This window comes from Pandoraea sp. PE-S2T-3 (assembly GCF_002179965.1).
In the GTDB taxonomy this organism is placed as follows: Bacteria; Pseudomonadota; Gammaproteobacteria; order Burkholderiales; family Burkholderiaceae; genus Pandoraea.
Genome location: NZ_NGUQ01000007.1, coordinates 217,653 through 238,446, shown reverse-complemented (window position 1 = coordinate 238,446; position 20,794 = coordinate 217,653). Strand labels below are relative to the sequence as shown.

The window sequence follows — 20,794 nt, the reverse complement described above, 5'->3', positions numbered from 1 at the left end:
CGCTTTTTGCCAGCTCGGGTACATTGAGCGGCATTCCAGCGGCCTGCGGCACACCGCTTCACTACAGGACATTGCATTCATGACCCCCGTCACTATCCTGACCGGCTTTCTCGGCAGCGGGAAAACCACGCTGCTCAAGCGCATCCTGACCGAGGCGCACGGCATGAAGATCGCCGTGATCGAGAACGAGTTCGGCGAAGAGAACATCGACAACGACATCCTCGTGCAGGAAAACGCCGAGCAGATCGTACAGATGAGCAATGGCTGCATCTGCTGCACGATTCGTGGCGATCTGGTGCAGGCGCTGTCCGATCTGAACAGCCAGCGCGACGCCGGCACGATCCAGTTCGACCGCGTGGTCATCGAGACCACCGGTCTGGCCAACCCGGGCCCGGTGGCGCAGACCTTCTTCATCGACGATGAAGTGGCCGACACCTACCGCCTGGACGCCATCATCACGCTGGTGGACGCCAAGCACGCCCAGAAGCAACTCGACGAGCATGAAGTGGTGCAGCGCCAAGTCGGCTTTGCCGACCGTCTGTTCATCACCAAGGCGGATCTGGTGACGCCCGAGGCCGTCGATGACCTGAAGCATCGCCTCGCGCACATGAACCCGCGCGCGCCGCAGCAGGTGGTCGATTTCGGCAAGGCCGATCTGAAAGAGATCTTCGACATTCACGGTTTCAACCTGAACGACAAGCTCGACATCGATCCGGAATTCCTCGCCGCCGACGATCATGATCACGCGCACGACCATGGCCACGACCACGGCCATGACCACGGTGATCATTCGCATTGCGACCACGATCACGGCCATTGCGATCACGAAGGTCACGATCATGGCCACCACCATCATCACGCCCATCACGACGACGCCATCAAGTCGTTCGTGTTCCGCAGTGAAAAGCAGTTTGATCCGGCCAAGCTGGAGGATTTCCTGGGAAGCATCCTCCAGGTGTACGGCGAACGCTTATTGCGTTATAAAGGCGTATTAAACATGCGCGGCATCGACCGCCGGGTCGTGTTCCAGGGCGTTCACCAGATGATGGGCAGCGACGTGGGCACGAAATGGCAACCGGGCGAGACACCGAATACCAAGATGGTGTTCATCGGTGCCGAGCTGCCGAAAGACATCATCCTGCAAGGGCTGGAGCGCTGTCTGGTCTGAGCGGGACCGCCGTTTCGAGCAACGGGAAACCCCTTAAACGGGGCTGTTGACCGATTCGGTTACAATAGCTGCCCACTGGGTTGCCGCCAGCGAATTCACGCGGCATACCGGGGGGAAGGCAGGGGAGCACCGCAATGGCCACCGCCTCTCGCAAGACAGCCACCGCACGCCCCACGCGCCGGGCAGAACCGGCGCCGGATGCGGGCGCCAAGCGTGCTCCAGCAGGCAAGCCGAAGACGGGTGAGAAAGCCGCCGCCAAGAAGGGGCCGCCCAAATCACCCGGCAGGAACGTAACCCAGGACGCCGCCAGCGGCACCGCCGGCAAGCAAGACGCTCCACCCGCTAAAGGAGCGTCGCCGGACTATCCGAAAGAGACGCCACAAAAACCCATGAGCAAGAAAAGACTTTTGACCGAGGCCGAAATTCTGAAGATGGGCGAGAAGGACTACATGAATGAAGATCAACTCGCCTTCTTCAAGGATCGTCTGGAAAAGCTGCAAGAGGAAATTCTGCGTAACGCCGGCCAGACGACCGAGAACCTCCGCGAAACCATTCTCGTACCTGATCCGGCCGACCGCGCCACGATCGAAGAAGAACACGCACTCGAGCTGCGCACCCGCGACCGCGAGCGCAAGCTGCTGAAGAAGGTGCAACAGTCGCTCGCCCGCATCGAATCGGGTGAATACGGCTGGTGCGAAGAAACCGGCGAGCCGATCGGCATCCCGCGTTTGCTCGCACGCCCGACGGCTACGCTGTCGCTCGAAGCACAAGAGCGTCGCGAGCTGCGTCAGAAACTGTTCGGCGATTGATTTGAACGCGATTGGGACCTGATTTGAATCCGATTCAAGCCAGGTTCTAATCGAAAGCCTTAAAGCCAGGCACCGCGCGGTGGCGGTGCTTCGGCCCCTCGGTTTGCAAAGGGCATGTCTTCGTGACATGCCTTTTTTGTTTTCTCTTTTTGATCGAGAGGGCACCCGAGGGGGCTGACTGTCGCCTGCGCGCAACGTCACACAAAGCTCGCGGCAGGGCGCGCTTTATGGCAGAATTGCAACTCAGTTGCAATTGAGCTTTGCCATCTCTTCCATGCCGTCCTTCCCGTTCACCTTCCGATACTGGCGTGCGCGTCTGCGCACCCCGGTGAATCGTGGGCGCAGCGGTTGGGTGGCGTGGCTCATCGTGGCGCTGCTGTGCGTGCAGATGTGGGGCTTGCAGCACGAGATCGTGCACGCCCGGCAACTGGCGGACATCGGCGTGCCGGCGGCGGGCATAGCGACTGGCAATGCGACTGGCAATGCGACCGGCACAGACGCCGACGTCGATGACGATGCCGAGGCGCAGAACGCATGGGCGCCGGTCAATACGAGCCTCGCTCACACCGCCTACGGCAGTCATCACCATCACTGCCATCTGTTCGAAGGCGCCACGCTGGCGGCCGCCATGGCTGTTGCGGTGCTGGAATGGCGCGCCGATAGCCACACGGATCTCACGCCATCGCGCGCTACCGGCCGCTCGCATGCCAGTGCACTCACGCTGCCGTTCCGCTCTCGCGCCCCGCCTGTCACGGCCTGATCTTCCACGCGCTGCACGCGCGAATTCCCGCTGAAACGTTTTTCATTTGCCCCACAGCTCAACGGCTTTGCCGACGGCTGCGGGCAAGGTCGCCATTCGTCTGCGCCCATGTGGCTGCGGCGCATGTTGTGACGGCGTTCGTGCGTGCCAATCGACGGGTACCCCGTCGCAGACCTGACAACACAACAACGACATGGCATCTCCTACCTTCAACGTGGCGCGTGCGCGCGCTGCGGTCTCGTTCTCCTTTGCCCCGGTACCGCTCGCCGTAGGTCTGACACTGGCCTTCGCGGCCATGCAGGCGAACGCCGCTGACGCGACCCCCGCCGCCGCCAACGCCACCAACGCCACGCCTAACGCCACCACCGTCCCCACTTCCGCCACCGTCCCCGGCGACGACGCATTGGCACTCTCGACGACCTTCGTCACCGGCAACCCGCTTGGCCGGGCAGCGGCCGACCTCACGGTGCCCGTCACGGCACTCGACGGGCGCGCGCTGGTACTGCGCCGTACCGGCACCCTTGGCGAGACACTCGACGGCTTGCCCGGCGTCTCATCCACGTCTTACGGCCCGAATGTGAGCCGTCCGATCATTCGCGGTCTCGACGGCGACCGCATCCGCGTGCTGCAAAACGGCACGGGCGCGCTCGACGCGTCATCGCTGTCTTACGACCACGCCGTGGCCCAAGACCCGCTCTCCATCGAGCGCATCGAAATCGTGCGTGGTCCGGCGGCGCTGCTCTATGGCGGCAACGCTGTGGGCGGCGTGGTCAACACGATCGACAACCGCATTCCGCGCGAACCGATCAACGGCGTCTCGGGCGCGACCGACCTGAGCTACGGCGGTGCCAATCGCGAGCGTGCGGGCGCGGCGTTGATCGAAGTGGGCAACGGCCAGTTCGCGTTCCACGTCGACGGCTTCGCGCGCAAGAGCACGGACCTGCGCATTCCGGGTTTCGCGCGTTCCGCACAACAACGTGCCCGTGACCCCGAAGGCACCGAGCAACCGTCCGGCACCCTGCCCAACAGCAACGGGCAGGCGAGCGGTGCGGCCGTCGGCGCGTCGTGGACGTGGGCGAACGGCTACAGCGGCTTGTCCTACTCCGGTTACGACTCCGACTACGGCACGGTGGCCGAAGAAAACACGCGCATCCGGCTGCGTCAGCAGCATCTCGCACTGGCGAGCGAAGTGCGCAACCTGAGCGGCCCGTTCACGGCCCTCAAGTTCAACTTCGGCTACACCGACTACGAACACAAGGAGATCGAAAACGGTCAGACCGGCACGACCTTCAAGAACCACGGCTACGAAGGGCGTATCGAAGCACGTCACGCGAAGATCGGTCCGTTCGAGGGGGCCGTCGGCGTGCAGTTCTCCCAGAACACTTTCTCGGCGCTCGGTGAAGAAGCGTTCGTGCCGAAGAGCGATACCAGCAACGTGGCCCTTTTTGCGCTCGAAGAATGGGCCGTGAATCAAGCGGTGAAGCTCTCGTTCGGCGCGCGCATCGAACACACGCACGTGAAGCCGACGGCCGGTGGCAGCGACCGTTTTGACAATCTGCCCACGCGCAACTTCACGCCGGGCAGTGTCTCGGCGGGCGCTGTCTTCGCGCTGGCACCGGCCTGGTCGGTGGCGTTGAACACGTCGTATACCGAACGTGCGCCGACCTTCTACGAGTTGTATGCCAATGGCCCGCACGCGGCGACCGGCATCTGGGAAATCGGCAACGCGCAATCGAAGCTTGAAAAAGCGTTCTCGACCGACCTGTCGCTGCGTTACGCGAGTGGTCCGCACAAGGGCAGCGTCGGGGTGTTCTACAGCCGCTTCTCCAACTTTATTGCGCTGGAAAACACCGGCCGTTCGGTCAATGGGGAAGGCGAGACGGTGACGTCCGGCGGTTTGCCCGTCTATCAATATGCGGGTGTGCCGGCCGAGCTCTACGGCGTGGAAGCCGAAGGCCGCGCCCGGGTGTGGCAGGGCTACGGCAACGTCGATGTGGAACTGCGCGGCGACTACACGCTGGGCCGCAACCGCGACACCGGCGAGCCGCTGCCGCGCATTGCACCGCTGCGTCTGACGGCGGCGCTTGCGTACGGCCTCGGCCCGTGGGGAGCGCGCGTGGAAGTGGTGCATGCGAGCAATCAGGGCCGCGTGCCGGCGGGTGACCTGACGACCAACGGCTACACCACGCTGGGTGCGGCACTCACGTATCAGTTCAAGACCGGTGGCGCGCAGTGGCTGGCGTATCTCAAGGGCGAGAACCTGACGAATCAGGAAGTGCGTCTGGCCAGTTCGTTCCTGCGCGACATTGCACCGCAGGGCGGCCGTGCGGTGCGCGTCGGTCTGCGTACCACCTTCTAAGCAGAACCTGCCGCACAAACGGGGGAATTTCCGAGAAATTCCCCCGTCATTCCCCCCTCCGCATGGTGCAATGCCGCGCGGATGGCGCGTTCCGTGCCTTATCGAACAGCACACAAATCACGTCGAACAAGCTGCCGTCGACGCCTCTTGATATTCCTTCGATTGCCCTAAACTACAGTCACGTCTCGCCCGGTCGGGCACGTTCTCACAGCATGGGGGACGCGCGCGGTGAAGTCCGGGCCAATCGTTACGGGGCGCACGACGCCCCCCGAAAAGGAACAGGCATGGAGCAATATCACGGCACCACCATCGTCTCCGTTCGGCGCGGCGATCAGGTCGCGCTCGGCGGCGACGGTCAGGTCACGCTCGGCAATATCGTGATGAAGGGCACCGCCCGCAAGGTGCGAACCGTTTATGACGGCAAGGTCATGGTCGGTTTTGCAGGTGCGACGGCGGATGCGTTCTCGCTGCTCGATCGTTTCGAGGCGAAGTTGCAGAAGCACCAGGGTCATCTGACGCGCTCGGCCGTCGAACTCGCCAAAGACTGGCGTACCGACCGCATGCTGCGCCGGCTCGAAGCGATGATGATTGTCGCCGATGCCGAGACCACGCTGGTGATCACGGGCAACGGCGACGTGCTCGATCCGGAAGGCGGCGTGGCCGCGATCGGCTCGGGTGGCTCGTACGCTGAAGCAGCGGCGCGCGCGCTGGTGCAGAACACGGATCTGTCGCCGGCCGAAATCGTGAAGAAGGCGCTCACGATTGCGGGCGACATGTGCATCTACACGAACCAGAACCACATCATCGAGTCGCTGCCGCAGAAGGCTGCGAAGTAACGAATGGCGAGGCGGGTCTGCATGGCAAATCCGCCCGGCATTCAACGCAGAGACTCACGACCAACGAGCAGCAAGTGACGACGGTCGACGCGCACGCCGCAGCAGGTGGACTCCTGCGGCGTGACTTGCCGGCCGGGGTATGACCGGCCGGGCGTCACCCTGATCGAAACCCTAATTTGGCGAACGTCATGACCCATATGACCCCCTCCGAGATCGTTTCCGAACTCGACAAACACATCATCGGCCAGAACAAGGCCAAGAAGGCTGTCGCGGTGGCATTGCGTAACCGCTGGCGTCGCCAGCAGGTGGCGGACCCGCTGCGTCAGGAAATCACCCCGAAGAACATTCTGATGATCGGGCCGACCGGCGTGGGCAAGACCGAGATCGCCCGTCGTCTGGCCAAGCTGGCCGACGCGCCGTTCATCAAGGTCGAAGCGACCAAGTTCACCGAAGTGGGCTATGTGGGCCGCGACGTGGACAGCATCGTGCGCGATCTGGCCGAAATCGCCATCAAGCAGACCCGCGAAGCGGAGATGAAGAAGGTGCGCACGACGGCCGAAGATCGTGCCGAAGACCGCATTCTCGATCTGCTGCTGCCGACGGGCCGCGAGTCCTCGCGTGATATCCGCTTCGGTTCGGTGTCGCATGAACCGGAACCCAGCACCGAAGATAACGCCACGCGTCAGACGTTCCGCAAGCGGCTGCGCGAAGGCGCGCTCGATGATAAGGAAGTCGAGCTCGAAGTCGAGATTCCGGCGCAGGGCATGGAGATCATGGGCCCGCCGGGCATGGAAGAAATGACCGAGCAGATCAAGGGCATGTTCGCGAATTTGGGCAATCAGCGCAAGAAGCGCCAGAAGCTCAAGATCAAGGACGCGCTCAAGATTCTGACCGACGAAGAAGCGTCGAAGATGCTCAACGACGAAGAGGTCAAGCAACTGGCCCTGCGTAACGTCGAGCAGAACGGCATCGTGTTCCTCGATGAGATCGACAAGATCGCCACGCGCAGCGAAGTCGGCGGCGGCGACGTGTCGCGTCAGGGCGTGCAGCGCGACTTGCTGCCGCTGGTCGAAGGCACGACCGTGAGCACGAAGTTCGGCATGATCAAGACGGACCACATTCTGTTCATCGCGAGCGGTGCGTTCCATCTGGCCAAGCCGAGCGACCTGATTCCCGAGTTGCAGGGCCGCTTCCCGATCCGTGTCGAACTCGACTCGCTGTCCGTCGAAGACTTCGAATCGATTCTCACGCAGACCGATGCGAGCCTCGTAAAGCAATATCAGGCATTGCTCGCGACGGAAGACGTGGCGCTCGAATTCGCGCCGGACGGCATCAAGCGTCTCGCGGAGATCGCGTTCTCGGTCAACGAACGCACCGAGAACATCGGCGCACGCCGTCTGTACACCGTGATCGAGAAGCTGCTCGAAGACGTCTCGTACAACGCCGGCAAGCAGGCGAATCAGGTCGTCACCATCGACGCGGCTTATGTGGACGCGTCGCTTGGCGAAGTGGCACAGAACGAAGACCTGTCGCGCTACGTGTTGTAAGGCGATCGATCCATCGTTCGCGAAATGAAGAACGGCCCCATTCGGGGCCGTTTTTTTATGCGCGTCGAACTGGCGTCGAAGGTGCGGTGGACGCCTGACGGACCTTACTGCTTGACCGGTCGCTTGAGCAGCTTGCGTTGCAGCGTGCGGCGATGCATGTTCAGCGCCCGCGCGGTCGCGGAGATATTGCCGTTGTGCTCGGCGAGCACGCGCTGGATGTGCTCCCATTCGAGGCGCGCCACCGACAGCGGCGACGGGTTTTCGAAGGCCTCGTCGGCCTGCGTCTCGCTGGCATCGTTGCGCAACGACGCGAGGATGGTGTCGGCGTTGGCGGGCTTGGCCAGATAGTTGTCGGCACCGTCCTTGACGGCCTGCACGGCGGTCGCGATGCTCGCGTAGCCCGTCAGCACCAGCATGCGTGCCTTCGGTTGCAAGGCACGCAGCGGCGCGATGAGCGGCAACCCCGAGTCGTGACCCAGATGCAGATCGACCGAGATCAGATCGAACTGACGCGTGCGTGCCGCGAGCAATGCGGCGGCACCGTCGGCGGCAATCTGCACGTCGTAACCGCGGCGCGTGAGGGCGCGAGCCAGCGTTTCGGCGAAAACGACGTCGTCGTCGATGAGAAGAAAATGGGAGGCGTTCATGTCTGACTCCGCGAGCCGAAGAAGAAGGTGGCCATCGGCAGGCGCAGCTCGGCGCGCGTGCCTTGCGGCGTGTTGGGGGTGAGGATGATGTCGCCGCCGAGACGTTGCGCACTGGCAAAGGCGAGATACAGGCCCATGCCGTGTCCGCCGTGTGTGCTCATGACGGGTGAGTTGCCCAGCCGCGTACGCAGCTCGGCAGTCATGCCGGGGCCTTCGTCGCAGACGGTAAAGCGCAGATCGTCGGGGGCCACCGCTACATCGAGCGTGACCGACGACGGACTGAAATACGCGGCGTTATCGAGCAGGATGGTGAGGATCTGCCCGACCTGTACGGTGTCTTCGATACGCGCGGTCAGTTGCGGCGGCACGTGCAACTGAAACTGCACCTGCGGGTGACGCAGGCGCCATTGTGTGGTGAAGGCCGGCAACCACTCGGCGAGCGCCTGACGCACCGGCGCCGCCGCCCGCATCTGCACGTGGCCGATGGCGCTCTTGCACAGCGCAATCTGTTGCTCAAGCGTCTGCAAATCGGGCTCGAAGGGTTTGAGCGAGGCGTTGCCCACACTCTCGCTGCGTAACTCGCCGACAACCACCGCCATGGTGGAGAGCGGTGTGCCGAGTTCATGGGCGACGCTCGCGGCTTGGGCGCCGAGCGCGGCCATGCGCTCGTCGCGCAGCAGGCGTTGTTCCGCACGGGCCAGTTGGGCATCGCGGGCACGCAGCGCCCGCGACATGCGCGACACGAACCATGCGATCACCAGCACGCTCACCACGAAGTTGACCCACATGCCCGCGAGGTGCAGCCGCAGCAGGTTGCCCGGGTCGGCGAGGTCGAGCGGCACGTACTGGAAGTTCAGCGCGCCATAAGCGACGAGCGAGAGCAATGCCAGTTGCGACGCGTTACGCCAGGGCAGCACGGCGGCGGCAATCGCCAGACCGGGGAGAAACAACGAGACGAAGGGATTGGTGGCGCCGCCCGAGAAGAACAACAGGGCGGTGAGTGCCGCGAGATCGACCAGCAATTGCCCCATCAGGTCGAGATCGGTGCGACGCTTGGCGCGTTCCAGCCCACGTCGTGCCCGAATCCAGGTGAGCACGTTGAAGAGCACTTCGAGCGCCACGATGGTGAGCATCGGTTCGAGCGGCAGACGCACGCCGAGCCAGAGTTGGGCGACACCGATAGTGGCCAACTGGCCGACGATGGCCAGACAGCGCAGCCAGAAAAGCTGAACGACGTTGGTTCGCTCGATAGGGAAATGAGTCATACGACAAGTGTACCAAGAGCGGCCCACCGGCCGTCCGGCCGCGCCGGGCGCTGCGACACTCTGCCGCACGCCGAAATTCCATCTATTACGCGGGCGCCACGCATCGCGCGCAGGCCGCGACTACAATGAATGTCCACGTCCTGCGCGACACATCGTCGCGCAACGTCTCATGCGATACAAGGCCGGTATCCGCCGGCCCACAACCAAAAGGAGTTTGCATGAAACATAAGATTTGGGTGGCTGCTGCACTGAGCCTGGCGACGGTCTCGGCATATGCACAGGTCGCCGTCTCCGACGCGTGGGCGCGCGGCACCGTGCCCGGCCAGACCGCCACCGGCGTGTTCATGACGTTGCAGTCGCGCGATGCGACCACGCTCGTCGGCGTGAGCACCCCGGCCGCCGCCACGGCGGAAGTCCATGAGATGAAGCTCGAAGGCACGCTCATGAAGATGCGCGCGCTGCCAAACGGCCTGCCGTTGCCGGCAAACCAGCCGGTACAGCTCAAGCCGGGCAGCTATCACATCATGCTCAACGACTTGAAGACACAACTGAAGAAGGGCGACACCGTGCCGGTCACGCTGCGCTTCGAGAGTGCCGATCACAAGAAGACAGAGCAGCAAGTGCAAGTGCAGGTGCGCGACCTGACGGCGCCGGCCCCGGCAGCGGGCGGTGCCATGAGCGCCATGCCGGGCATGTCGCACGGCTCGCATAGCCAGTAAGGCAGCGCGGCCATGGCCAACAAGTCGCTCGGTACCCGCCAGAAGCTGATGTTTCGCGGAACGGGCGGCGTGCGCGGGGTGGGTGTCGGCAGTGGCGCGGGTGACAGCTTTGGTGTTGCCGCGCTACGCGGCAAGCCGCCTGCGCCGGCAGCCCCCGGGCGCAAGCCCGGTTCAGGTCTCGTCGGTGGGGGCCTTGGGGCCGATAGCGCCGATGAGGCTGTCGGTAAGGTCGGCCGGGGTGCCGGTAAGACTGACCCCGGCGGCCACCAGCGCCGCACGAAGACACGCGGGGCATAGGCACGCGCCGACCCCGAGCCGTGCCGAGGCCGGCAGATGCGGCCAGTCGAGACACCAGCAGGTTACGGTCGCTGCGTTGGCACTGGCATCCGCGCTCGCTGCAACCGCAGTGTCCGCCACGGTCGACTGCGCGCCGCACGACACGACGCTGCCGCATTGCGGGCAACGGCTGCCTTCGGTGGCCAGTGACGTCTTTCCTTCACCTTCCATACTTGATCCTGAGTCAGTGATTTCCAGCCGGTGAGAAGCGCCCGGCGCCGGACTACCTATCGTAGCGCCGTCGACGCCTGCCAAGTTGCACAACTGCAACAGCCTTGGCGCTGTCATCAGTTGGCCACAGCCCCCGCGACGAAGACCGGTAAACGGCCCATGAGACGGGGTTTGGAAGACGTTGCGGAAAAATCGGCCACTAGCGGGCGTCCGCCATCGAGTGAAAGGGGTGATACGCGGGTGACATCGTAGCCCGGTCACGGGGCGAAATCGGCCGATTTCGCGGGTGCCATCCGACAGGTCCGGAAGGGTAGCGGCACGGGCGCGCGCAGGCAAGACGGAAGTGCTTCCAAAACCCGGCAAAGCCCAGCACGCACGGGCTTCTTGGCTGTACAATTCGCCGTGTTTCTGGTCCACCTGCGAAAACGTTCCCGCCATGTCCGATCTGCAACCGAATTCCATCGACGACATCGCACCCGCTCTCAAAGCCGAGATTCTGGCCGAGGCGATGCCGTACATCCGCAAATATCACGGTAAGACCGTGGTGATCAAATACGGCGGCAACGCGATGACCGAGGAGCGCCTGAAGCAGGGCTTCGCGCGCGACGTCATTTTGCTCAAGCTCGTGGGCATCAACCCGGTCGTGGTGCACGGCGGCGGCCCGCAAATCGATCAGGCACTCAAGAAGATTGGCAAGCAGGGCACGTTCATCCAAGGCATGCGCGTCACGGATGAAGAGACCATGGAAGTGGTCGAATGGGTGCTCGGCGGCGAAGTCCAGCAGGACATCGTGATGCTGATCAACCAATACGGCGGTCAGGCGGTCGGCCTCACCGGCAAGGATGGCGGTCTGATCAACGCCCGCAAGATGCTGATGCCGGATCGCGAGAACGCGGGCCAGTTCATCGACATCGGTTACGTCGGCGAAGTCGACTCGATCAACCCGGCCGTAGTGCGCGCGTTGCAAGACGACGCTTTCATCCCGGTGATCTCCCCGATCGGTGTGGGCGAAGACGGTCAGGCGTACAACATCAACGCCGACCTCGTGGCGGGCAAGCTCGCCACGGTGCTGGGCGCCGAGAAGCTGGTGATGATGACCAACATCCCGGGCGTGATGGACCGCGAAGGCAACCTGCTTACCGATCTGTCGGCACGCGAAATCGACGAACTGTTTGCCGACGGCACGATCTCCGGTGGCATGCTGCCGAAGATTTCGTCGGCACTCGACGCGGCCAAGAGCGGTGTGAAGTCGGTGCACATCGTCGACGGCCGTATCGAACACTCGGTGCTGCTCGAGATTCTGACCGAACAACCGTTCGGCACGATGATCCGTTCGCACTAAGTACGACGCACTAAGTACGCTGCACTGAACGTGACGTACTAAGCTTCACTGGCGGACCCTGCGGGGTCCGCTTTGCATTGGTCCCCATCAAACGCGTTCGATCTCGCCCCGACACCATGCCCACGCCTGCCTTCTTTTCATGGAGCGGCGGCAAGGACTCCTGCCTTGCCCTGCATCACGCCCTGTCTTGCGACCCGAGCGGCGCGCCGCATTTCGACGTGCGCCGTCTGCTGGCGATGTTCGACGAGACGGGTGACAGTTCGCGCTCGCATGGGTTGCCTCGTGAGTTGATGCAGGCGCAGGCGGATGCGCTGGGCATTGCGCTCGACATCGGCCAAGCGGGCTGGAGCGGCTACGAAGCGGCATTCATCGCCCGCTTGCAGGCGATGCGCGCCGAGGGCATCACGCACGGGCTCTTCGGCGATATCGATCTGCAACCGCACCGCGATTGGGAAGAAAAGGTGTGCGCGGCGGCGGGCATGACGGCGGTGTTGCCGTTGTGGCAGCGCGAGCGTCTGGTGCTGGCCAATGAGTTTATCTCGCTGGGGTATCGCGCCGTCATCGTGTGCGTCGACGGTCGCTATCTCGGGCCGGAATTCGTCGGTCGCGAGTACGACGACGCGTTACTGGCCGACTTGCCGGACAACGTCGATGCGTGCGGCGAGAACGGCGAGTTTCACACGTTCGCATACGCAGGACCACGCTTCGCACAACCGGTGCCGTGGCGCATCGAGCGCGTCGAAACCATCCATGGCCCGGCCGAGTATGGCGGCACGCCGTACCATCGCGCGAGCATCGTGATGCGGTAATTGCGACACCCGGACGTCCGGCGGCAATAGCTGGGCGTTCGTCGCGGCAACATCATCCCCGATACTTTTCGGAGGATGGTCATGCCTGCAATTCAACCGTATTTGTCGCCACATGTGTCGCCACAAGTATCGCCACTTGCCCTGTCCCCCGGGGTGCAGAACGCGAGTGGTTCCGCGCTCGCGCCACCGGCGCAAGCCGAAGCGGCCACCTCCCGTGCGGCTGTGTTCGCGGCTCATTTCGGCGTCGCTGCAAACCGCGCAAACTACGCTTCGAGTGGCACATCTGCGGCGTCGTCACCGGGCTACACGCGCCACACGCGCCACGCTCGCTCGTCGTTCCCCACGCCCTGCGACACCCGTTACCCGGCAGCGGGCGGTTTCACGCGCCAGAGCCTGTTCGGGCCACAACAGATTGCGCCGCAGAACCACACACTATTTCTACGTGCAAACGCCGAGAGCGCCGTGTTCGGAGAACTGCTGGAAATGCTCCGGCCGGTGGATCGATGCCCCAATCGACGCTATGTCTGGAGCGTCGAACTCAGAGATGAACTCGTGCATCGCATGTATTGCCTCGGTATCTTCGCCTACACAACCTTGAACCGCATGGCGACGAAGCACAAAATTCCATCGCTGTTGGTTGACGGTCCGGCGTACTTCCCGGGCACGATCGCCGCCGTCTTTTACGACATCGGTTTCGAAGCGCTAAGGCGTCAGGGCGAGTCGCTCCTGGCAATGGACGCTTTTCCGGCGTTGCGCATTGAGGGGGCGGGCAGGGCGGCGGTGCGAGAGATACTGATGCACCCGACCAACCCGCGGGACCCCTATCACGGCTTTACCGCCTATTTCAAACCGTTGCAGTTCCATGCCCATGCCAACGGCATGCACGACGCCGCCGACATGCTCGATCGCATCACGCGCGACGATTCCTTCGGGTCGCCGGTGACGGGGCCTTCCGACGCCGCCAACTTTCTCGCGGACGAGGCGTCGCTGCTCGATGCACACCTACGACAGTGCGAACGTGCCGCCGAACCGAGCGCGTGGGAGAAATTCCTCGCGAAGTACGTGCGGCCCGTGATGAAGGCGTGGCGGTTTTCCCGATCGTAAGCCGGGCGTGCAGTTACGTCATTCGAACGTCGGGCCACAACAGCCCCCGGCGGGGCGAGACGACATCATCCCCCCGATATTTCTCAGGAGGATCGATATGCCCGCAATGCAGCCTAATCTTTCGTCAGCCCCAACGCACGGACGCCTGAATGTGAGCGGTCTGGCGCTGGTCCCCATCCGCCGCCCGACATCGCCACCTCACGCGCGAGTGCGTTCAATCGCCACTTCGACGCCGTGTCGAACCGCGAGGGCAACGGGGCCGATGGCCCGCCAGCGTCGCGTATCGCGCACTCACGCCGTGCGCGCGAAATTCGTAAAGATGGATGTATCACGCGTTATCCGACGCAGGGGGGATTTACGCGCGACAGTCGATACGCCGCGCAGGAAATCGCACCGCAGGATCACACACGATTCTTGCGTGCGAATGCCGAAAGCGCCTTGTTCGGGGAGCTGCTGACGCTACTCAGACCGAAGCGCGGCTGTCCGAGCGGTTATTTTCAAGACAACGCCACGCTGAGAGGCGAACTCTGGAAACGAATCCAGTGCTTGAAAATCGACGGATACGTGTCGGTCAACGGCATGGCGATTACGCACAAGATTCCGTCGTTGCTGATCGACGATACGAAATACCTGCCAGGCTCTGCCCGCGCGATTCTCTACGACATCGGCTTCGAAACGCTAAGCCTCCACGGCCGCGACATCGGCACGATACAGCGTAAGCCGGTCGCAAGGGTCGAGGCCGCTGGCAGGGCCGCAGTCAGACAGATACTCGCTGGGAAACCTGACGCGCGCGATCCTTATCGGGGGTTCACCGACTACTTCAAGGCATTGCAATTCCATGCGCATGCCAACGGGATGCAAGACGCCACCGATATGCTGGATCGCATTACGCGCGACGACTCTTTCGGCCACCCGGTGACCGGCCCGTTAGAAGCGGCGGACTTTCTGGCGAACGATGCGTCAACGCTCAACACGCATTTGCGCCGTTGCCGGGAGGCCGCCAAACCGAGCCGCTGGCAGCGCTTCGTGGGCACCGTCTTCAAATATCGGCCAATCCCGTTGCTGCTCAGACTGCTGCAACGGTGATCGCTTCGTTCACGCGGCGGCCGTCAGCCGCCGCAACTCATCGAGCAACTTCACCGCAGGGCTGGGCAGGATGCCCTGCCGGCGGCGAAACGCCGTCAGCGTGCGGGTCGCGCGCACGGTTGGAATCGGTAGCGTGTCCATCACGCGCGCTTTCGCCTCCACGTCGTACATCGGCTCCGGCATCCACGTCAGAAAGCCGCAGCGCGCCACCATGCTCTTGAGTACCGGCACCGAACGCGTTTCCACGACAATGTTCGGCAGCCCCAGCCCGTGCGCCGCAAACACGCCCTCCATATGCGCGTACGGCGCGGTGCCACGCGGTGGAATGGCCCAGCGCTCGCCCAGCGTATCGGCGAGCGCGATTCGTTTCTGTTTGCGCAGCGGATGATCGCAAGCGGCGACGACAAAGCTGTCGTCCTGCCAATGACAGTCGCCAATCGCCACAATATCGTCGGTGTCTGGGGCCACCGTCGATAGCGCGAGATCGATCTCGTGACGCATCAGCCCCTGCGCCAGTCTGTCCCACACCCCTTCGATGATTTCTACCCGCAGATTCGGCCAGCGCGTCAGCACACGGTCGATCGCGAGCGGCAACACGTGACTGGCAATGGCGCCCACGGCGCCGACCTTGATCGTGCCCTTGGAAAGCCCTCGCAGTGCATCGATTTCTTCACGCGCCAACTCGGCTTCGCGGGCGAGCAGCATCGCGTGCGGCAGCAACGCTTGCCCGACAGCCGTGAGCTCCATCCCCTTGCTGTGGCGCTCGAATACCGCCGCGCCCAGATCGGTCTCCAGTCGCTTGATGGTGCGGCTCAGCGCCGGCTGCGTGAGATGCAGCTCCGTCGCCGCGCGCCCGAGACTGCCGGTGGCGACGATAGTCGTAAACGCACGCAACTGTTGAAGGTTGAGGCTCATGGGCAGGCAATCTCAGGAAATGACGTCACGGAAAAGTCATGCAAAAGCGTAATGACTTTGGCACATAAAAGCAATTCCAGTGCATATATCGGCTGCCTATACTCGCTCGCATCACCCGACGCATCGCCATCGCCCGGATTGCGAAGACGGCCGGGACCAACAAGATCAACGAGACAAGTGCAAGTTATGAACGACAGCCGAGAACTGCGTGCTGGCGAAGCCGCCGGCACCACGACCCAACTCACCGTGCGCGAGGTCGTCATCGATCTGATGCGACGCCACGGCATGACCAAAGTCTTTGCCAACCCCGGCTCCACGGAACTGCCATTGTTCCGTGATTTCCCGGCCGACTTCGAATACGTGTTGGGGCTGCAAGAAGCCGTCGTCGTCGGCATGGCCGACGGCTACGCGCAAGCGACCGGTAACGCGGCGTTCATCAATCTGCATTCGGCGGCCGGCGTAGGCAACGCGATGGGCAACATCTTCACGGCGTTCAAGAACCAGACGCCGCTCATCGTCACCGCCGGACAACAGGCGCGCTCGATCCTGCCGTTCGATCCGTTTCTCGCCTCGGTGCGGGCCACCGAATTGCCGCAGCCGTACGTCAAGCTCAGCCTTGAACCGGCGCGCGCCGAAGACGTGCCACTCGCGCTGGCACGTGCCTATCACGTCGCAATGCAGGAGCCGAAGGGCCCCGTCTTCGTGTCGATTCCGGTCGACGACTGGGACCGTGCGGCCGAACCCGTGCCGCCGCGTCAGGTGAGCACGCGGGTGCAGCCGGATGCCGCCGCACTCGATCAACTCGGGGCGGCGCTCGATGCGAGCGAGCGTCCGGTCTTTGTCGTCGGTTCGTCGATTGATCGTGCAGGGGCTTTCGATGCCGTGGTCGCGCTGGCCGAACGTCATAACGCGCGCGTATTCACCGCGCCGATGTGCGCACGCTGCGCCTTCCCGGAAGACCATCGACTATTTGCAGGCTTCCTGCCGCCGATGCGCGAGAAGATCGTTGGCCTGCTGGGCGGTCACGATCTGATTCTGGTCATCGGCGCACCAGCCTTCACGTATCACGTGGAAGGCGCTGGCCCGCATGTGCCGGCCGGTGCTGCGCTGTTCCAACTGATCGAAGACCCGGGCGTAGCCGCGTGGACGCCGGTAGGCGCCTCCGTGGTCGGCAATGTGCGCCTTGGCGTCGAGGCACTGCTGACGCGCGCGGCCCCTCGGCAGCGGGCCTTGCCCGCGCAGCGCGCCGTCCCGCCGGTGGCGATGCCGGAGAACGGCGACGCCCCGATGTCGACGGCCTTCGCACTGCAAACCCTCGCAAGCCTTCGCGCCGCGCAAGACATCGTCGTCGAAGAAGCCCCGAGCGCGCGCTCGGTCATGCAGCAATACTTGCCCTTCACGCAGGCCGGCACGTTCTTCACGATGAACAGTGGCGGCCTCGGCTATTCGATGCCCGCGGCTGTCGGCGTGGCGATGGCCAGCCCGGGCCGCCGCGTGATCGGATTGATCGGCGACGGCTCCGCGATGTACTCGATTCAGGCGCTGTGGAGTGCCGCGCAACTGCGCTTGCCGATCACGTTTGTGATTCTGAACAACCGCCGCTACGCCGCGTTGCAGGACTTCGCGCCGTCGTTCGGCTTCGGTCCGCAAGACCCGGTGCAGGGCACCGATCTGCCGGATCTCGATTTCGTTCACTTGGCGGCAGGCATGGGCGTGCGCGGTGAGCACGTGACGCAGGCGCTTGCGCTGCGCGACGTCTTGTCGCAGGCCATCGCGAGCGGCGAGACCCGTCTGGTCGAGATCGAGGTGGCATGATGCACAGCGCGCGCAGGCCTATACCGATACCGATGCCGATACCGATACCGTGTGCGGTCTCGTGCAACACACCTGCCCACGCCCACCTGTGACGACGCATTCGCTGCGTCCTGCGAATTCAGCAAAACAAGGAGACATGCATGCAAACCCCTCAGACGCTCACCATGCTGATCGGCGGCCAGCGCGTTGCCGCGAGCAACGGCGCGACGTTCGAGCGACGTAACCCGCTCGATGGCGAAGTCGCTTCGCGTGCCCCGGCAGCAACGATCGACGATGCGCGCGCCGCCGTGCGTGCCGCGTGGTCCGCATTCCCGGCATGGTCGAAGACGGGCCCGAGCGAGCGCCGCGCACTGCTGATGAAGGCAGCCGATCGACTCGAAGCGAAGGTCGAACAGTTTCAGGCCGCGATGGCGGCGGAGACGGGCGCCTCCGGGCTGTGGGCCGGCTTCAACGTGCATCTGGCAGCGCAGGGCTTGCGCGAAGCGGCTTCGATGACGACGCAAATTGCTGGCGAAGTGATTCCGTCGGACGTACCCGGCAGTCTCGCCATGGGCATGCGACAGGCCGCAGGCGTGGTGCTTGGCATCGCCCCGTGGAATGCCCCGGTCATTCTTGGCGTACGCGCGCTGGCGTTGCCGCTCGCATGCGGCAATACGGTCGTGTTCAAAGGTTCCGAGTTGTGCCCGGCCACGCACGGATTGATCGCCGATGCACTGGAAGAAGCCGGCTTGCCGCCGGGTGTCGTGAACTTCGTGACGAACGCGCCGCAGGACGCCGGCGCGATTGTCGACGCCCTGATTGCCGAGCCTGCCGTGCGCCGCGTGAACTTCACGGGCTCGACACGCGTGGGCCGCATCATTGCGACGCGCTGTGCCGAACACATCAAACCGGCCGTGCTGGAGTTGGGTGGCAAAGCGCCGTGTCTGGTGCTCGACGATGCCGATCTCGAGGCCGCCGTGAATGGCGTGGCTTTCGGCGCATTCGCCAACTCGGGACAGATCTGCATGTCGACCGAGCGCATCGTCGTGGCCGAAACCATCGCCGATGCCTTCACCGAAAAGCTGGCGGCCAAGGCGCGCGCGCTGCCGCTGGGTGACCCGCGCAACGGCCCCGTGGTACTCGGCTCGGTCATCGACATGGCCACCGTCGAGCGCTGCAACGCGCTGATCGACGACGCACTGGCGAAAGGCGCAACGCTGCTTTGCGGTGGTCGCGCCGAGACGACCCTGATGCCCGCGACGTTGCTCGATCATGTCACGCCCGACATGAAGATCTACAGCGAAGAATCGTTCGGACCGGTCAAGGGCATCGTGCGTGTGCAAGACGACGAAGCCGCGATTACCTGCGCCAACGACAACGCTTACGGCCTCTCGTCGGCAGTGTTCAGCCGCGATATTGCGCGTGCGATGCAGGTTGCCGCCCGCATCGAATCCGGCATTTGCCATATCAACGGCCCCACGGTGCACGACGAAGCGCAGATGCCGTTTGGCGGCGTGAAGGCGAGCGGCTGGGGACGCTTCGGCGGCAAGGCCGGTATCCACGAGTTCACCGATCTGCGCTGGGTGACGGTGCAGACGACACCGCGTCACTATCCGTTCTAAGTCATACGGCCGGACCAGCGCGGTCATTCAGTTCCAGTCAGTTTCGTAATGCAAGACCACCATACCGCCGCAGCCGGGAGACCGGAACAGACGGCCGGAGGAGACAACCGTGTCACAACCTTATGAGACCGCCCCGGCGGGCGGCGGCAACCCGATGGCGGAGTCGCCGCGCAATGACGCTGCGCCAGGTGCCGCGCCCAGTGCAACATCAAGCGCCCCGAAAGGCGCAGCGGCGGGCTATGGCCGGGTCGTGGCAGCAAGCTGCTTCGGCACGGCCATCGAGTGGTACGACTTTTTCGTCTACGGGTTTCTCGCACCCATCGTCTTCGACCGGTTGTTCTTCCCGCAGCTCGATCCGATGGCGGGGATGATCGCGGTGTTCGCCACGTTTGCCGTCGGCTTTGTCGCGCGGCCTATCGGCGGCATCGTGTTCGGACACTTCGGCGATCGCATCGGACGCAAATCGATCCTGCTCTTCACGCTGATTCTCATGGGCGTGGCGACCACGCTCATCGGCCTGCTGCCGACCTACGACATGATCGGCATGTGGGCGCCGATCATGCTCGTGACGCTGCGGTTCGTGCAGGGTTTCGCGCTGGGCGGCGAATCGGTCGGCGGTTTGCTGATGACGGTCGAGGGGGCGCCGGCACATCTGCGCGGCCTGTTCGGCGGACTGATTCAGGCGGCGGGGCCGACGTCGATCGTGGGCGCGTCGCTCGCGATCGTTCTGATCACGCGGCTGCCTGAAGACGATCTGCTCAGTTGGGGCTGGCGTATCCCGTTCCTCGTGAGCCTGCTGCTCGTCGCACTGGGCACCTACGTGCGTCTGAAGGTCGAAGAATCGCCGACCTTCAAGGCGGTGGAAAAGCGTCGCGAGATCGCCAAGGTGCCCGTCGTCGAAGTGCTCACGCACTACTGGCGCCCGACGCTCGTCACGTTCTTCATCTGTCTGGCCGAGACGAGCTTCTTCTATCTCGTGGCGATTTTCTCGCTGTCGTATGGCACCAAGACGCTTGGCTTGCCGCGCGGCATGATGGCTGACGGCGTGCTCTACGCGAACATTCTGGCGATGCTCACGATTCCGGCATTCGGCATGCTCTCCGACAAGCTGGGGCGACGCCCGATGTTCCTGATGGGGCTGGCGGCGACGGCAATCTTCATCTACCCGTTCTTCCTGATGATGGGCAGCAAGGAGACGGCACTGGTCGTGATGGCGATCGTGATCGGCGCCGGGGTGATCCACCCGATGATGTTCGGCCCGGAAGGCAGTTTCTTCTCGGAGTTGTTCGATACCCGTGTGCGCTTCTCGGGCGTGTCGCTGGGCAAGCAGATCGGTACGGTGCTGGGTGGAGGGCTCGCCCCGATGATCGCGGCGAGCCTGCTGGCGTGGAGCCACGGCCAGATCTGGCCGGTGATCGTGTACTTCCTCGTGCTGGCCGCCATGGCCTTGGTCTCGACGTTCCTCGTGCGGGAAACCAGGAACCGCACGCTGTGAGGGTGTGGCA

At 63.7% G+C, this 20,794-nt stretch carries 18 protein-coding genes; 14 read left to right on the top strand and 4 right to left on the bottom strand.

Going from position 1 to position 20,794, the window contains the following annotated elements; translation table 11 throughout:
• Nucleotides 1–79 precede the first annotated feature (79 nt).
• From CDV46_RS03170 to hslU, 6 genes are all read left to right on the top strand, one after another.
• A complete protein-coding gene (locus tag CDV46_RS03170) occupies nt 80–1,168 on the top strand; it encodes a CobW family GTP-binding protein (protein ID WP_087690353.1) in 1,089 nt (362 codons plus the stop codon).
• Between the two features lie 389 nt (nt 1,169–1,557).
• Nucleotides 1,558–1,977 carry an RNA polymerase-binding protein DksA gene (dksA, locus tag CDV46_RS03165; protein ID WP_058376817.1) on the top strand — a complete coding sequence of 140 codons (420 nt, stop codon included), beginning with the start codon at nt 1,558–1,560 and terminating at the stop codon, nt 1,975–1,977.
• Between the two features lie 274 nt (nt 1,978–2,251).
• Nucleotides 2,252–2,737, top strand: a complete 486-nt coding sequence (locus CDV46_RS03160) for a hypothetical protein (protein ID WP_087721772.1) — start codon at nt 2,252–2,254, stop codon at nt 2,735–2,737.
• A 295-nt stretch (nt 2,738–3,032) separates the two neighbouring features.
• On the top strand, nt 3,033–5,096 hold the full coding sequence (locus CDV46_RS03155) for a TonB-dependent receptor domain-containing protein (protein WP_087722008.1): 2,064 nt from the start codon (nt 3,033–3,035) through the stop codon (nt 5,094–5,096).
• 284 nt (nt 5,097–5,380) lie between these two features.
• A complete protein-coding gene (gene hslV, locus CDV46_RS03150) occupies nt 5,381–5,932 on the top strand; it encodes an ATP-dependent protease subunit HslV (protein ID WP_058376819.1) in 552 nt (183 codons plus the stop codon).
• Nucleotides 5,933–6,120: 188 nt separating this feature from the next.
• The gene (hslU, locus tag CDV46_RS03145) at nt 6,121–7,479 is read left to right on the top strand and encodes an ATP-dependent protease ATPase subunit HslU (RefSeq protein WP_058376820.1); all 1,359 of its coding nucleotides are present in this window, start codon (nt 6,121–6,123) and stop codon (nt 7,477–7,479) included.
• Between the two features lie 104 nt (nt 7,480–7,583).
• Here hslU and CDV46_RS03140 read toward each other — a convergent pair whose 3' ends face one another.
• Nucleotides 7,584–8,126, bottom strand: coding sequence for a response regulator transcription factor (locus CDV46_RS03140; RefSeq protein ID WP_058376821.1), 543 nt, complete (start codon nt 8,124–8,126; stop codon nt 7,584–7,586).
• On the bottom strand, nt 8,123–9,391 hold the full coding sequence (locus CDV46_RS03135) for an ATP-binding protein (RefSeq protein ID WP_087690349.1): 1,269 nt from the start codon (nt 9,389–9,391) through the stop codon (nt 8,123–8,125). Before CDV46_RS03135 ends, CDV46_RS03140 begins: the two co-directional genes overlap by 4 nt.
• 218 nt (nt 9,392–9,609) lie before the next feature.
• Between CDV46_RS03135 and CDV46_RS03130 the strand changes: the two genes are divergently transcribed.
• Complete coding sequence (locus tag CDV46_RS03130; RefSeq protein ID WP_087721771.1) at nt 9,610–10,110, top strand: copper chaperone PCu(A)C; 501 nt, start codon at nt 9,610–9,612, stop codon at nt 10,108–10,110.
• Nucleotides 10,111–10,281: 171 nt separating this feature from the next.
• Here CDV46_RS03130 and CDV46_RS03125 read toward each other — a convergent pair whose 3' ends face one another.
• A complete protein-coding gene (locus CDV46_RS03125; protein WP_087721770.1) occupies nt 10,282–10,617 on the bottom strand; it encodes a hypothetical protein in 336 nt (111 codons plus the stop codon).
• A gap of 436 nt (nt 10,618–11,053) precedes the next feature.
• Here CDV46_RS03125 and argB point away from each other — a divergent pair, with 436 nt between their 5' ends.
• The 4 genes from argB (at nt 11,054) to CDV46_RS03105 (ending at nt 14,958) form a co-directional block, all read left to right on the top strand.
• The gene (gene argB, locus CDV46_RS03120) at nt 11,054–11,959 is read left to right on the top strand and encodes an acetylglutamate kinase (RefSeq protein ID WP_058376825.1); all 906 of its coding nucleotides are present in this window, start codon (nt 11,054–11,056) and stop codon (nt 11,957–11,959) included.
• A 116-nt stretch (nt 11,960–12,075) separates the two neighbouring features.
• Nucleotides 12,076–12,768 carry an adenosine nucleotide hydrolase gene (locus CDV46_RS03115; protein WP_087721769.1) on the top strand — a complete coding sequence of 231 codons (693 nt, stop codon included), beginning with the start codon at nt 12,076–12,078 and terminating at the stop codon, nt 12,766–12,768.
• An 81-nt stretch (nt 12,769–12,849) separates the two neighbouring features.
• Nucleotides 12,850–13,872, top strand: coding sequence for a hypothetical protein (locus CDV46_RS03110; protein ID WP_140413280.1), 1,023 nt, complete (start codon nt 12,850–12,852; stop codon nt 13,870–13,872).
• 414 nt (nt 13,873–14,286) lie between these two features.
• Nucleotides 14,287–14,958, top strand: a complete 672-nt coding sequence (locus tag CDV46_RS03105; protein WP_140413279.1) for a hypothetical protein — start codon at nt 14,287–14,289, stop codon at nt 14,956–14,958.
• 9 nt (nt 14,959–14,967) lie between these two features.
• Here CDV46_RS03105 and CDV46_RS03100 read toward each other — a convergent pair whose 3' ends face one another.
• On the bottom strand, nt 14,968–15,873 hold the full coding sequence (locus CDV46_RS03100) for a LysR substrate-binding domain-containing protein (protein ID WP_058376830.1): 906 nt from the start codon (nt 15,871–15,873) through the stop codon (nt 14,968–14,970).
• A 186-nt stretch (nt 15,874–16,059) separates the two neighbouring features.
• Here CDV46_RS03100 and mdlC point away from each other — a divergent pair, with 186 nt between their 5' ends.
• The 3 genes from mdlC (at nt 16,060) to CDV46_RS03085 (ending at nt 20,784) form a co-directional block, all read left to right on the top strand.
• The gene (gene mdlC, locus CDV46_RS03095) at nt 16,060–17,688 is read left to right on the top strand and encodes a benzoylformate decarboxylase (RefSeq protein ID WP_087721766.1); all 1,629 of its coding nucleotides are present in this window, start codon (nt 16,060–16,062) and stop codon (nt 17,686–17,688) included.
• 140 nt (nt 17,689–17,828) lie between these two features.
• The gene (locus CDV46_RS03090; RefSeq protein ID WP_087721765.1) at nt 17,829–19,289 is read left to right on the top strand and encodes an aldehyde dehydrogenase; all 1,461 of its coding nucleotides are present in this window, start codon (nt 17,829–17,831) and stop codon (nt 19,287–19,289) included.
• Nucleotides 19,290–19,398: 109 nt separating this feature from the next.
• Entirely contained in the window at nt 19,399–20,784 is a 1,386-nt protein-coding gene (locus tag CDV46_RS03085; RefSeq protein ID WP_254915911.1) for an MFS transporter, read from the top strand.
• The last annotated feature ends 10 nt before the right edge of the window (nt 20,785–20,794 follow it).

Bases quoted from the DNA above. Each gene is read 5' to 3' on its own strand.
- hslV (WP_058376819.1), top strand. From the start codon at position 5,381: ATGGAGCAATATCACGGCACCACCATCGTCTCCGTTCGGCGCGGCGAT.
- argB (WP_058376825.1), top strand. From the start codon at position 11,054: ATGTCCGATCTGCAACCGAATTCCATCGACGACATCGCACCCGCTCTC.
- mdlC (WP_087721766.1), top strand. From the start codon at position 16,060: ATGAACGACAGCCGAGAACTGCGTGCTGGCGAAGCCGCCGGCACCACG.
- CDV46_RS03155 (WP_087722008.1), top strand. From the start codon at position 3,033: ATGCAGGCGAACGCCGCTGACGCGACCCCCGCCGCCGCCAACGCCACC.
- CDV46_RS03125 (WP_087721770.1), bottom strand. From the start codon at position 10,617: ATGGAAGGTGAAGGAAAGACGTCACTGGCCACCGAAGGCAGCCGTTGC.
- CDV46_RS03170 (WP_087690353.1), top strand. From the start codon at position 80: ATGACCCCCGTCACTATCCTGACCGGCTTTCTCGGCAGCGGGAAAACC.
- CDV46_RS03110 (WP_140413280.1), top strand. From the start codon at position 12,850: ATGCCTGCAATTCAACCGTATTTGTCGCCACATGTGTCGCCACAAGTA.
- CDV46_RS03135 (WP_087690349.1), bottom strand. From the start codon at position 9,391: ATGACTCATTTCCCTATCGAGCGAACCAACGTCGTTCAGCTTTTCTGG.
- CDV46_RS03090 (WP_087721765.1), top strand. From the start codon at position 17,829: ATGCAAACCCCTCAGACGCTCACCATGCTGATCGGCGGCCAGCGCGTT.
- CDV46_RS03140 (WP_058376821.1), bottom strand. From the start codon at position 8,126: ATGAACGCCTCCCATTTTCTTCTCATCGACGACGACGTCGTTTTCGCC.
- CDV46_RS03100 (WP_058376830.1), bottom strand. From the start codon at position 15,873: ATGAGCCTCAACCTTCAACAGTTGCGTGCGTTTACGACTATCGTCGCC.
- CDV46_RS03160 (WP_087721772.1), top strand. From the start codon at position 2,252: ATGCCGTCCTTCCCGTTCACCTTCCGATACTGGCGTGCGCGTCTGCGC.
- CDV46_RS03115 (WP_087721769.1), top strand. From the start codon at position 12,076: ATGCCCACGCCTGCCTTCTTTTCATGGAGCGGCGGCAAGGACTCCTGC.
- CDV46_RS03130 (WP_087721771.1), top strand. From the start codon at position 9,610: ATGAAACATAAGATTTGGGTGGCTGCTGCACTGAGCCTGGCGACGGTC.
- hslU (WP_058376820.1), top strand. From the start codon at position 6,121: ATGACCCATATGACCCCCTCCGAGATCGTTTCCGAACTCGACAAACAC.
- dksA (WP_058376817.1), top strand. From the start codon at position 1,558: ATGAGCAAGAAAAGACTTTTGACCGAGGCCGAAATTCTGAAGATGGGC.